Raw genomic sequence first — 12,659 nt, forward strand, 5'->3', positions numbered from 1 at the left:
ATTCGGGAGCACTTTAACTGCTCCCGAATGAAAAAACTGCTCCCGCTTTGAGGGGTGACACTACTCATCCGACATATGGGCCGGTAATTCGAGAAGCTGTGCGCCCTGATTCGTGAGAGACCAATGCAGAACGCGCCGTATCCTGCGTGAGTGCACAAGACCCATTTCCTCTAGCTCTCGCAGATAACTGCGTGCCGTCTTTTCGCTGCTCTCCAAGACCTGCGCGATATTTTTGAGATCCGCGCCAACGGGATCATGGAAAAGGTGCATCTGTCCCACAAGAAAGAGAATTTTGTGGGTTTTGGGGTACGTTTCTTCAAGTTCGGATACCAGGTGTTGGAGCTTATCCAGAGCCTTTTTCTGGGCGGTGAGCTCTGCTAAAACGTCCTGCTGCGCATGCTCCAGCATAGTGAGTAACGTGCGCAGAAAAGCGGTTGCTTCGGCATAATTGAGGGGATTTTCAACATCGCTAAACGCTTTATAGTACTTCTTCTTTTCGGCATTGAGGGTCGCCGAGAGGGTAAGCACCGTTTGTGTGGTAAGAACCTGCGCCAGATGCGCACTTAGAAGGTACCGCCCCAACCTGCCGTTACCGTCGTAGAAGGGGTGGGTGTATTCCACCATAAAATGGGCGATGATCGCTGAGAACAGCCCGGGAACCCGAGAGTCTGAAGCATGCTTCAGGGCTACCGAAATGTTGTGTTTGATGGCTTCTTCCGGCATCACTCCCCGGTGTATGGGCTTATGGGAATCATCCAGAATGCTGACGGGTTCAGCCCTGAAAAGTTTGCCGTCAGGCTTATCTTGTGTGCTGAGCTGACCCTCAATCAGGCGGTCATAGACTTCGCGAACCGCTGTGGGTGTGGTGGGAATGTTATCTGCGGTACCTAATGCTTCGAGCAGGCGTACGAACTCCCGGGCTCGTTTGCCGTCAGCGTTCTCAGATGCCAGGGCATCCGTAATGATTTTTCGGGTGGTACGCACGCCCTCTATTTCATCGGTGGCGATGATGCCGCGTATCGCAAGGTCTGTCAAGTAACTTTGGGATGCGGCGGAGGGGAGCACACGCAGAAGAGCGTCAATGTCACGTTCGCGTTGTAGGATGCGTTGCTGGGCATCAACGATGTCAGTGGTGGCAACGTAGAAGAGCTGATGATCACCCACCATAAAGTCCGCAGTGTAGGTGGAGTAGCCTTCGAGGCGCCGGGCGAGTTCGGCGCGCGCGGCAGCTTGTCCGCGTTCATGAAAAATGCTCTTGAGAGTGCGATACTTTGCAGGTTGTGATGCGTCAGCCGAGGCCATCGAGTGTCCCTAAATGGAAAAAATAGCGGTTTTTTCCATTTTAGTACACAAAATAGGGAGCTTATTGGAAAAAATGACCGATTCTTCCACTTGTCTTGGAAGGGCTGCGCAGTGAGGTGTGACTTCTGGGAGCGTTGGTTTTCAACGGGAGCAAGGACCGCGCTCCCACTGAAAACCAACATTCCCAGATTTTGAGATGTGAATCGAACTTACCTGAAGAAGGAAGTTCATCAATGCTTCAAGCCAGTAGTGCGACTAGGTTATGTCCTGCCACGAGCATAAATCACTCAGCGTGGCCGTGGATGTTATTTTAAACATGAGGATCATTGCACTTAAGAATATTTTTGAGGGGAGATTTAGATGTTGTCTGTAGAAGAAGCATGGTATCGCCTGCCAGTCGATTCACCCTTGGAGCACAGACCAAGCAGAATTGTTCCTGCTCCGGTTTTAGGTGCGTCGCTTCTACCTTTTGATGCGTTGCGTTGGGAAGATTTTGAAAGGCTATTGTGGCGGGTATTACGCGATGTTGAAGGCCTTCGCAATGCACATCTTTATGGTAAACGGGGGCAGAACCAATATGGCCTCGATATTGTAGCTTTTGACGTTGATAAAACCGGTGTAGCTTTACAATGCAAAAGGTATAATAAATTTACTGCCTCAGATTTACGGAAAGCAGTTGAGAAGCTTCAGGAATCTCGACAAAAATTTTCTGAAGTTAATAGGTTTATTATTGCAGTATCCAGTGAAGGTAATGATACTGCCGTAATAGATGCGCTGCGCGACTGCCGAAATAGTTTAGAAGGAATTGATCTAGAGCTTTGGGGTAAGGAAGAATTATCTGACAAGTTGATAAATCGTCCTGAGATAGTTATTGATTTCTTCGGTATGCCGACTGCTGAAAAATTTTGTCGGCCCTTTAAATATCAGAAGTCTGAAGTTCCTGCCCCTCATGCCGTAGCGGTAAGTGAATCACTAGCTAGAGGTCCTGAGAAAATCACAGGTGCAGATAAATTAATCCGTGAAGCGGAGGAGATTTATGTCGATAGACCTGAGCGCGCTCTTGAATTGGTGGAAGAAGCACAGGAGACTTTGCGTCAATCGGGTTTTCGCCCACATGCCGCTGGTTATGAAAACCTTCGATTTAAAATATTAACACGCATTGGGCGTGTGGGGAAAGTAGCGCGCAGTATTCTTGAAGAGATTTGGCTTACCCTGGAACGTGGCAAAAATGATGATGCACGTGTCATTCTGTACAATTTACCAAATGCGATTAGAGAAGTAACCAATGATGAGCAGGTAGTGAATATGTTTCAGGTAGCAGAGAAAGCTCTTGAAATATTGGGGCATCCTCTAGGAATACTTCCTGATCCGGAATCTCTACTGTGTGGAGATGCAAAAGACCAATTGCGTCTATTGGTTCTTGCAGGGGAAACTGCATTAGCCAATGGTAATTTAGCGTGGATAAAAAAGTTGCATAATTCGTGTGTGAAATTGCTAGATCAAGATGGCGATGGTGTCGACGAATTATATATAGTGCGCCTTCGGCTGCTTCTAGCAGAAGCTAATAATGGCTGGGAGGAGATTCTGCGGGATTCTAGGAGAAGAAAACTTAGTCCTCCCCAAAGGTCTTTAGTAGCTGCTAGGTATGCACGTTACCAAGCCTTGCACCAAAAATTCGACGAAGTGGACGAGTTATGGAATGAAGCGGCTGGCGATGCAAGCCTTGATCAACGGTGGAAAGATGCTCAGACCTGGATATTTAATAGTCGTGCATATGGTGTAAAAAGGGGAATAATTGCAGACGGCACGTTGCTCCCACTGGAGATAGCCATGGGAGAAATGGGATCATCCGATCCTATTCTTCCTGGAGACAGCGGAGCATATAACACGGCGTTAGAGAAACTTCAGTCACAAAACTACCGAGGGGCAGCTATAGCGGCTCAACGTGCATTGCGTCAGGCCGTAGCTTCTGCTGATTGGGACGGTGAGGAAAAAGCGCATCATGTACTAGGCGCTATTTTGATGGAATCAGATGAACCGGAGATAGCGGCTCATCACCTTGTTAGGGCTTCTAGTTCGTCGAGTATTAAAGAACTTGTTTCTAAGTTCCCCGACCGTTATATAGATATCTCTGGGAGTCTTGACGCTCCGAATTATTGGACGGTGGGTAGAGCTTATCACTTACTGGCTTTAGAGGCTGATCTTATTCCCGATGATTCTGTGGACAAGATAGTTCAAAAAATCTTAAAGGATTTTGAGAGTGAAAAAATAGGAACTTTAGTCGATTTTAATTTTACAGACTCCTCTCGCTACCTTGGGGCGGCCAAACTATTAGCCAGAATCGCAGATAGGATCACCCAAGAACAGGCTAATGCAGCACTTTTATATTTTGAAAGCCAGTTGGAACTAGAGCCAAATGATTCTCGTATTTGTGATGAAGACGAAGCTATGGTGGTTGCGAAAATAGCGATGGTATTTCCAGATTTGCGTGTGCGAGCTATCGAACATTTGATATCTATCTTGGGACGATCTCAAACGTCTCGTAAGAAGATCGCTGTGGAAACTATTTATAAGTTCCGAGACACTGCTCATTCCTCTCTTGAAAGACTTGCTAAAACAGAGAACCAGTGGGCACAGGATACCCTGGTTGCTCTCTATGAGGCTGAACCGTCTGCAGAAAGGACGGAAGAAGCCTTTCAGAAGCTTACTGAGCCTCTAGATTTCAGTGAAGTCGCCTACTCTGTGGGTACAAATGTCCAGAAGGATTCGCTATTCGTCAGTGACTTACCTCCAGAGCGGAGAGCCATAGTCATAGATGAGTTGTTGAATCGTGCTGAGAGCGATCCAGTTTCGTCGATAGATCGAAAGGATTATCTTCTAGCTGCTTCTGATCTAGTTGAAGGGTTGGACGAACTCAAGCGTCAGGAATACTACAACAGAGCTTTTATATTAGGAAACACTCCTATAGTAAATGAAATTGAAGCGGTCTCTAGCCATCCACTAGGTAGCTTCATACGTCAAGGCTTCTCTAGCCCTATAGGGCAACAGGCAGAAGCACTATACTTAGCTGCCTGTTTGGCTGATCGTGATGACCAGCGAATTGATGTCAAAAAACGTATATATGAACTTTTTGGACAAGATGAAAGCTCCAGTTATAGGTTGGTTCGTGCTCTCCAGCGTCTTGGAGAATCTGATTTTCTCAATGACGATATCGGGTTCCTTGCGGGTCAAGATTGGGGAGCTCGCTCTCTAGCTGCTATTCTCTGGGTTAAGCATCCTAACCCTGTATATGTGGGTTATCGCTTAGCTCATGACCCTGATGTAAGAGTGCGACAGAGTTTTGCAGGTGCTTTGGCAGACTGCGAAGAAACCCCAGAGCATGTGGAAGTTCGCGAATTACTACGCCAAGATCCCCACTATAGCGTCCGAAAATCCTTGCAAAAGAAAAAGTAGTGGTGCAAACCAGCGCTTCGGCGTCGGACGGACATATAAACCACTCGAATAGTGGCGTTCTACGATCGCATCTTTGCAGGTTGTGATGCGTCAGCTGAGGCCATCGAGTGTCCCTAAATGGAAAAAATAGCGGTTTTTTCCATTTTAGTACACGCAGTCGGGGGCTTAATGGAAGAAACAGCCAATTTTTCCATTAAGCTATGGAAGGTGTGTGGCAGGGCGCACACGGTAAGCTGGTGTACATGAAGATTGCTACCTGGAACGTGAACTCCATTCGCGCCCGCGCCGACCGCATCGAGGACTGGCTCGATAAAACCGAGGTCGATGTGCTCGCCCTGCAGGAGACCAAAACCAAGGACGAAACCTTCCCCTTTGAGCTCTTTGAGTTCCTGGGGTACGAGGTGGCGCATTACGGGCTGAACCAGTGGAATGGGGTAGCAATCGCATCCCGCGTGGGGCTCGACAGCGTCGAACGCACCTTCCCGAACCAGCCCGCCTTCGGAAAACCTGGCGACCCCGCCGAAGTTGAGGCGCGGGCTATCGGTGCCACCTGCAACGGCGTGCGTATCTGGAGCCTATACGTGCCGAACGGGCGCGGGCTCACCGACCCTCATATGGCGTACAAAATGGAGTGGATGCGCCAGCTGCGAACCAACGTCAACGGCTGGCTGCGCGCCGACCCCGCCGCACAGTTTGCGCTCGTCGGCGACTGGAATGTGGCGCCCGAAGATACCGATGTGTGGGATATCGACTTTTTCCGGGAGAACGACCTCACCCATGTTTCCGCTCCCGAACGCGAGGCGTTCTATGCCCTGCTCAATGATGAAGGGCTCGTCGATCCGGTGCGCCCTTACACTCAGGGCGAGTACACCTACTGGGACTACAAAGCTGGGCGGTTCTCGAAGAATGAGGGGATGCGCATCGACTTTCAGCTGTGCTCTCCGGCGCTCGCCGCCCGTGTGGAAAACGCCTGGATCGATAGGGAAGAGCGCGAGGGGGACGGCGCAAGCGACCATACCCCCGTGGTGATTGAGCTTGCTGACTAGAGGCTAAACATGTGATGTGAGGAGACAGTATGAGCCGGAACCTTACCCCTGAGCCTGTGGTGACGGGCAGCGCAGAAACCCGAATCGGTCAGCTTCGCTGGCGTGAATACGGTGGTCCCCGTGAAGCCGCAGGCGGTAAGACCCTGCTGTTTGTGCATGGGCTGCTGACGAATTCAGATGTCTGGGGCGAAGTGGTGCAGAACCTCTCCCAAGATTTTCGGTGCATAACCCTCGATATTCCCTTGGGGAGTCACACTATTCCCGCCCGAGAAGATGCAGCCCTCACCGTTGCCGAGCTTGCGCAAGCCGTGAACGAAGCGGCAGAACAGCTATGCCCACACGGGTTTACCCTCATTGGCAGCGATACTGGCGGGGTGGCTTCTCAGCTGGCGGCGGTGCAGGAACCCGCGGGACTCAAGCACCTGGTGCTGCTCTCGTGCGATACCGAGAAGAACTTCTTGCCCCTGCCGTTACGCTACCTACAGTATGTGGCGTACATTCCGGGAACCATGCAGGCACTCCGAGCTGCCCTGCATCTGGGGTGGGTGCGCCGCCTGCCGATTGCCTTCGGATGGCTAGTGAAACGCGAGCTTGATGCTGCCGAGTGGAACAGCATTATTACACCATTGAAAGATGCCGGGGTTCGCCGCGATTTGGTGAAAGTGCTGCGCGGAATTTCTACGAAATATACGGTGCAGTCCGCACGGGATTTGGAGCGGTTTGAGCACCCGACCCTGTTTTTGTGGGCCGATACCACGAGGCTGTTCCCGATCGAGAATGCACGTCGTTTAGCCGCCCGCATGCCAGATGCGCGCGTGGTCCCCGTGCCGGAAAGTTACGCGTTCAGCCAGCTGGATCAGCCCGAATTTGTGGCGAACGCCCTACGGGAAGAGCTGGCAGGATAATCGGTACCCCCCCCCGGATCCTGCGCCGAAACTGTTCGACGGGCGAACCGTATGCTCCTGTGAGGCCGTGACGAAGAGGCCGACATGCATCGACCGCTCCCTGCTATGGTGAAGGCAATGATATTTAGGGAGCGACAATGATAAGTCCTGAAACGTGGGGTGTGCTGGGCGATGTAGCCCGTAATACCTCAGGATTACTCGCGGTGTGTGCCGCATATTTTACGATTAGGGTTGCCTATAGAACCAACCAGGCACGTGCTCGGGAGGCGGTGCGCACCCATTTTCGCGACCGTATTCAATGGGCAGTTGAGCATGTGGATAGCGATAAGGAACTTGAACGCACACTGGCACAGCAAGTTATTTTGAAATACTACAGCGACTCGGAGCTTGAAATTGATGACCTCAAAATAGCCACTGCGGTTGCTGAAGAATTTTTGAGATTAGAGCAAGGAAATGAAGAGCCGTCCAGATCTGAAACCCCTGCGCACCTTGAAAACAGGGTAACTCATCTGGATAATGAGAATACACTGGACGTTCAAGAAGAAGGGGAGGAATAATGACGACCGTTTTTTATCGTGGTGAGCACCGCGACGTTAAGTCGTTTACTCCCGAGGAGCACCAGGATTACCTGGATAAGAAGCAGCACACGATTAATGAAGCCAAAGAAGCCATTGCAGGTATGAAGGCTCGTATTGCCGAGTTAGAGCGCATTCAGGCGATGAACCCAATACGCCGCTGGTTCTATCAGAAGTTCCATATTTAGCGGAACCCCGAACACGTAGACCCGCACGATCGCCCGCTCAAGGGCGCATCGTGCGGGTACTTTTATGCGCATAGATTCAGACAGCAGCCTCGCATCTTGGTTCGCTAAATCGTAGCCTGAACCTCCACACATCAGATAAGGTTCGCCTGGGCGTGTGATTAAACACGTGTAACCTCAGTTGAAAAGTTCGGCATGGCGAACTATTGTTAAATTATCCTGTTTCGCACCGGTTTATCGAGGATGATCGACACCTAGGTACGAAGCCTCAATGAGTCGGAGGCGATTCCTACAGGTCAGCAGGGTAATGCATCCGCAGCATAAGAAAGCGAAATCATGACAACCGTATTCACTGCGCACCGTCACGGTGCGAACGCTAACACTGTAAGTACCGCACATCCGCGCCGTTTTCTCATGCTGGGGATAGCTCTGGCCAGTATCCTTGTGCTTCTGCTCAGCGCCTGCACTTCGGCGGGGAAGCAAGACGAAAAGAAGACTGTGCTCACCACCTTCACCGTGCTGGCGGACATAGCTAAAAACGTTGCGGGTGATCACCTGAATGTCGAATCGCTGACCAAGCCCGGCACCGAGATTCACGAGTATGAACCTACTCCCAGCGATATTAAGAAGGCGCATGATGCTGATTTGGTGCTCGACAACGGGCTGAACCTGGAAAGCTGGTTTACCAAGTTCGTGCAGGATTCTAACGCCCCGCACGCCACCGTGAGCGAGGGGGTGCAGCCGATCAATATTGCCGAGGATGCTTATGCCGGCAAACCCAATCCGCATTCGTGGATGAGCCCCAAGAACGTGCAGATTTACGTGGATAATATGGTGCGCGAATTCAGTAAGCTTGACCCCGCCCATGCCGATGATTACCGCACCAATGGGGAAAACTATAAGAAACAGCTGCAGCAGGTTCAGGATGAGCTGGTGCGCGATGTTAGCGTTCTGCCTGAGAATCAGCGGGCGCTCGTAACCTGCGAAGGTGCTTTCTCATACTTGGCGGCGGATGCCGGTCTCAAGGAAAAATACATTTGGGCGGTGAACTCTGAACAGCAGGCAACCCCCTCGCAGCTAAGCTCGACCATTGATTTTGTGCGCGAGAACCAGGTGTCCGCCGTATTCTGTGAGTCTACCGTTTCGGATGACCCTATGCGCCAGGTCGTGGATGCGACCGGTGCCAAATTCGGCGGCGTGCTTTATGTCGATTCCCTCTCTGAGGCGAATGGTCCGGTTCCTACCTATCTTGATATGATTCGTCACGATGCGCGCACCATTGTTGCGGGGCTGACGGGCAAGCAATCTTAGCCGGTCGGCGGCGGGAGAGTAGGCCGCCGCATACTGCGCCCCCGCCGGTTCGTGGTGAGGGGCGCACCCCACCGTCACGGATGACGAGCGGGGCTTAGAAGAAGTACGGGAACGAAATTTTGTCGGATACAAAACCTATGGAAACACTGCTGAGAGTCGAAAACTTGGGCGTCCATTATGGAACCGTGCGCGCCCTGTACGAGACTACTTTCGAGCTCGGTACCGGGAGTATCTGCGGGCTGATCGGTATGAACGGTTCGGGAAAATCGACCCTCTTCAAAGCCATTATGGGTGTTATTCCCGCGCATACCGGAACCGTGGAGATCGCGGGCAAAGAACCATACCTTGCGCGTAAAAACGGCATTGTCAGCTATGTGCCGCAGAGCGAAGAAATAGACTGGAGCTTTCCCGTCTCGGTGCGTGAGGTCGTGGCGATGGGGCGGTACCGCGGGCTGGGCATCACCCGTCGGCTGCGTGCCACCGATAAGCAGGCGGTCGAGCACGCCCTAGAGCGCGTAGAGCTGACCGAGCTTGCTCATCGTCAAATCGGGGCACTCTCGGGCGGACAGCGCAAGCGGGCATTCGTGGCGCGGGCGATAGCGCAGGGCGCGCGGCTTCTGTTACTTGATGAGCCCTTCGCAGGAGTGGATAAAAGGTCAGAATCCATGCTCATTCAGGTGTTGAAGCAGATGCGCAGCGAGGGTTCCACCGTTCTGGTTTCAACCCATGATTTGGCATCCTTACGCGCTTTTGCCGACGATGCGCTGTTGCTACGTCAAACGATTTTGATGCACGACACCCCGCAGGCGGTGTTAGCCCCTGAAAATTTGGTGCAGGCGTTCGGCATGCAGGTTCAGGCGGGCGCCGATAGCGGCGCATCCGACGAGCAGACCCGGCGTGAGGAGGAAGAATAGCATGAGCATTCTGGATTACCTGGTGGAACCGTTCACCCTTCCCTTCATGACGCGCGCCATGGTCGTTACCGTGATTGCCGCTGTGGTCTGTGCGCTGCTTTCCTGCTGGCTCGTGATGCTCGGCTGGTCGCTCATGGGCGATGCGATCTCGCACGCGGTACTGCCCGGCGTGGTGCTCGCCTATATTGCGGGCATCCCCTTTGCTGTGGGAGCGGTGATTGCCGCTCTCGTTGCCGTTACCTTGATCGGCGCGGTCCAGCGCAGCGGGCGCGTGCGTGAGGACGCCGCTATCGGCATTGTCTTCACAACTCTTTTTGCGCTCGGCCTTGTACTGGTTTCGGTGACACCCTCAAGCACCGACCTGAACCATATTCTTTTCGGGAACGTGCTGGGTGTATCCTGGCCGGATGTCTGGCAGGTAGCTATTCTCGCCGTCATCGTGGCGGGTGTCCTGCTGATTAAACGCCGCGATTTTATTCTGTACGCCTTCGACCGCGGGTTCGCGCACGCTATCGGGCTGCGCCCCAGGGTTCTTGGCGCGCTGCTTCTGGTGATGCTGGCGCTCACGAGCGTGGTGGCGCTGCAGATCGTGGGAGTCGTGCTCGTAGTCGCCATGCTTGTGATTCCCGGATCGACCGCACGTCTGCTCACCGACCGTTTCACGCCAATGCTCGCGGTCTCGGTCGGGGTGTCGATGCTGGGTACGCTCGTGGGGCTTTATAGCAGCTACCACCTGGATATTTCACCCGGCGGTGCCGTGGTCGTTACCCAGGGCATCATTTTCTTGACCGCGTATATATTCGCTCCGCGCTACGGGATTCTGGGGCGGATGCGCGCGGCACGCCGCCCGGCAGAACAGGCAGAAGCCTAGGCTTGCGAGATTCACGCGGGAACATGAGGTAACCCGGCGGTCAAGGCTCTCCCGGGCGCAAGCCGCCGCCCACTGACCCTTATAAGGCATCCGACACCCGAGCCCCAAGGCAAAATTACCGAGGCAAAGCTATGACGAGCGAGAGACGAAAAGCCCAGCCGCTGCGGCGGTTCCTAAGGGTATAGCGCTCGAATTCGGGTTTTGAGCGGCAGGCGCATCGGAATGATTGGCGGGCGCGAGAACCCGCACGTTAACCGCCTCCGAAAAGGGGGCGCCCTCTTCAAGAAGTAAACGCGCGCCGGGAACAAAACCGTGATCCTGCAGATAGCGCAGCAGCTTCGGGTCGGAATCGGTGATCCGCTCCAAAATTACGCGCTCGCCGGGCTCGCACTGGGTAAGCGGAACGGTGTGTGGGAATGAGATACGCCCGGACGCATCCGGAATAGGGTCACCGTGCGGATCGCGCGTAGGATGGTCCAGAATCGCGTCGATACGCTCAATCATGAAATCCGATACCGCATGTTCGAGCACCTCGGCTTCGTCATGCACGCGGTCCCAGGTGTAACCCAAAGTTTCCACCAAGAAAGTTTCGATCAGTCGGTGGCGGCGAATCATGGCGACCGCATAGGTGCGCCCCAGCGGGGTGAGTTCGATGGCGCCGTAGCGCTGATGGTCGATCAGATCGGCCGCCGCAAGTCGTTTAAGCCCGTCTGAGACCGAAGAAACCCGCAGCCCCATGCGTTCGGCTAGGGCGGATGCGGTCGCAGGAGCTTCCGTCCACTCTTCAAGTGACCAGATGGCTTTGAGGTAGTTCTGGGTGCTCACAGATAGTTCTGACAAGGGCATAAGGATAAGTTTACCGAAGTTCGGGTTCGGGTGTGCCTTTTCTTACCGCGAGCAGATAGTATTTCGGCGAAAAGATAATGAATTGCTATCTGCTCGTCGAAATACTATCTGCTCGCGGGTGGATGGGTACTCGGTTAGGATGGGGTCATGAGCGTTCTTCTGTACGACCCCGACTGCGGTTTCTGCACCGCGAGCGCGAATCTGCTGCGTCGCCTCGGGCCGGGTGCGCGTATTTTGCCTGGAACGCCCGAAAATCTTGTGCAGTACCGCGTGGATACGCGCCGTTTCGCCCACGCCTTGCCGTTCATTAACGATGCTGGGCAGATCATCTACGGTTCGGATGCGATCGCCCTGACCCTGCGCACATGCCCGAGCGCGACGTTGCGCGGCAAGTTCCTGCGTTCCGTCGGGGTTCTCCTGCTGAACCCGCCGATGCGCCCCGTCGCGCACCGAGCGTACCGGTTGGTGGCGGGGCACCGGGCACAGATTTCTCGCCTTACTTCTCGCTTTGGGTGCACCTCTTCGTGCGCGGTAAAACCGGCCTAAAACGCGAATATTTCGCGGAGTATCCCCGTAATAAGCATTTGAGAAGTACTTTTATATGGCAGGAGGCGATGGCGCATCCAACCGGTTGAGCAGGTCGAGTACCGCCGGGCGTGCCGCCTGTTCTTCGTGCCAGAGCGAGCGCATGAGCGTGCGGCTGACCGCCTGGGTGGTAATACCGAGCGCCTGCGCAACTGCCCGCTGCTGCCCGCGGACCCCGGGAACCAGCAGATCGACCACGCGCCATTCGGCCTCGGTACGGTCGGAACATACCCGATACAGCAGGCGTGTGAGCCCCGAAGCCATGTCTGCGACCGCGCGATCGTGCGCCGATACCGCAATACCGCGGGCGGGGGCGCCGGTGCGTGCCGCCTCCACGGCAAGCCGTGAGAATTCGAGGGCGTCGCCGGTGCAATCGTTCGTGCTGACCGTTCCCAGTGCCCCGGCGAATCGGGGAATGCGCCGCTCGCCAACTCCGATGCCAACCCAGAATCCCTGCTCGCGCGAAGCATACAGGGCCGCCTGCAGGGCGTCTGCGGAACTCTCGAAAGCACCCTGAATTTCGTCCGGATAGGTTTGTGTGAATTCAACTCGGGGGTTGAGCTTGGAGAGCTTGTCGAGAAGCGCAGGCAATGAAACCTGGGGGGAACGTTGAATGAAGGTTAACACGAACACCCCTCCATTATGCCTGAGCGCCTCGGGTTTTGA

12 protein-coding genes are annotated in these 12,659 nt (G+C 53.9%); 9 read left to right on the forward strand and 3 right to left on the reverse strand.

From position 1 onward, the window contains the following. Positions 1-60 precede the first annotated feature (60 nt). Positions 61-1,302 carry a Fic family protein gene (locus tag HMPREF2625_RS02990; protein WP_070521641.1) on the reverse strand — a complete coding sequence of 414 codons (1,242 nt, stop codon included), beginning with the start codon at positions 1,300-1,302 and terminating at the stop codon, positions 61-63. A gap of 360 nt (positions 1,303-1,662) precedes the next feature. On the opposite strand from HMPREF2625_RS02990, the gene HMPREF2625_RS02995 reads away from it, so the two are divergent. The 8 genes from HMPREF2625_RS02995 to HMPREF2625_RS03030 all read left to right on the forward strand — a co-directional run bounded on the left by HMPREF2625_RS02995 (position 1,663) and on the right by HMPREF2625_RS03030 (position 10,562). Further along, positions 1,663-4,755 carry a restriction endonuclease gene (locus HMPREF2625_RS02995; RefSeq protein WP_070521644.1) on the forward strand — a complete coding sequence of 1,031 codons (3,093 nt, stop codon included), beginning with the start codon at positions 1,663-1,665 and terminating at the stop codon, positions 4,753-4,755. A 242-nt stretch (positions 4,756-4,997) separates the two neighbouring features. Continuing rightward, positions 4,998-5,801, forward strand: a complete 804-nt coding sequence (locus tag HMPREF2625_RS03000) for an exodeoxyribonuclease III (protein ID WP_070522566.1) — start codon at positions 4,998-5,000, stop codon at positions 5,799-5,801. A 29-nt stretch (positions 5,802-5,830) separates the two neighbouring features. Further along, complete coding sequence (locus tag HMPREF2625_RS03005; protein WP_070521647.1) at positions 5,831-6,706, forward strand: alpha/beta fold hydrolase; 876 nt, start codon at positions 5,831-5,833, stop codon at positions 6,704-6,706. A gap of 137 nt (positions 6,707-6,843) precedes the next feature. Continuing rightward, on the forward strand, positions 6,844-7,263 hold the full coding sequence (locus HMPREF2625_RS03010) for a hypothetical protein (protein ID WP_070521650.1): 420 nt from the start codon (positions 6,844-6,846) through the stop codon (positions 7,261-7,263). Next, positions 7,263-7,469, forward strand: coding sequence for a hypothetical protein (locus HMPREF2625_RS03015; protein ID WP_070521653.1), 207 nt, complete (start codon positions 7,263-7,265; stop codon positions 7,467-7,469). The genes HMPREF2625_RS03010 and HMPREF2625_RS03015 overlap by 1 nt, the downstream gene beginning before the upstream one ends. A gap of 411 nt (positions 7,470-7,880) precedes the next feature. Beyond that, on the forward strand, positions 7,881-8,777 hold the full coding sequence (locus HMPREF2625_RS03020) for a metal ABC transporter substrate-binding protein (RefSeq protein WP_168162330.1): 897 nt from the start codon (positions 7,881-7,883) through the stop codon (positions 8,775-8,777). A 137-nt stretch (positions 8,778-8,914) separates the two neighbouring features. Then, positions 8,915-9,691: a metal ABC transporter ATP-binding protein gene (locus HMPREF2625_RS03025; RefSeq protein WP_070521657.1), complete on the forward strand. Its 777-nt coding sequence runs from the start codon at positions 8,915-8,917 to the stop codon at positions 9,689-9,691. 1 nt (position 9,692) lies between these two features. Further along, entirely contained in the window at positions 9,693-10,562 is an 870-nt protein-coding gene (locus tag HMPREF2625_RS03030) for a metal ABC transporter permease (RefSeq protein ID WP_070521660.1), read from the forward strand. Positions 10,563-10,691: 129 nt separating this feature from the next. Here HMPREF2625_RS03030 and HMPREF2625_RS03035 read toward each other — a convergent pair whose 3' ends face one another. Further along, a complete protein-coding gene (locus tag HMPREF2625_RS03035) occupies positions 10,692-11,408 on the reverse strand; it encodes a metal-dependent transcriptional regulator (RefSeq protein WP_070521663.1) in 717 nt (238 codons plus the stop codon). Between the two features lie 147 nt (positions 11,409-11,555). Between HMPREF2625_RS03035 and HMPREF2625_RS03040 the strand changes: the two genes are divergently transcribed. Further along, positions 11,556-11,954: a thiol-disulfide oxidoreductase DCC family protein gene (locus tag HMPREF2625_RS03040; protein ID WP_070521666.1), complete on the forward strand. Its 399-nt coding sequence runs from the start codon at positions 11,556-11,558 to the stop codon at positions 11,952-11,954. A 51-nt stretch (positions 11,955-12,005) separates the two neighbouring features. On the opposite strand, the gene HMPREF2625_RS03045 is transcribed toward HMPREF2625_RS03040, so the two are convergent. After that, a complete protein-coding gene (locus HMPREF2625_RS03045) occupies positions 12,006-12,620 on the reverse strand; it encodes a recombinase RecJ (RefSeq protein ID WP_371440639.1) in 615 nt (204 codons plus the stop codon). Positions 12,621-12,659 lie beyond the last annotated feature (39 nt).

The organism is Rothia sp. HMSC064D08 (assembly GCF_001809525.1).
GTDB classification, from domain to species: Bacteria; Actinomycetota; Actinomycetes; order Actinomycetales; family Micrococcaceae; genus Rothia; species Rothia dentocariosa.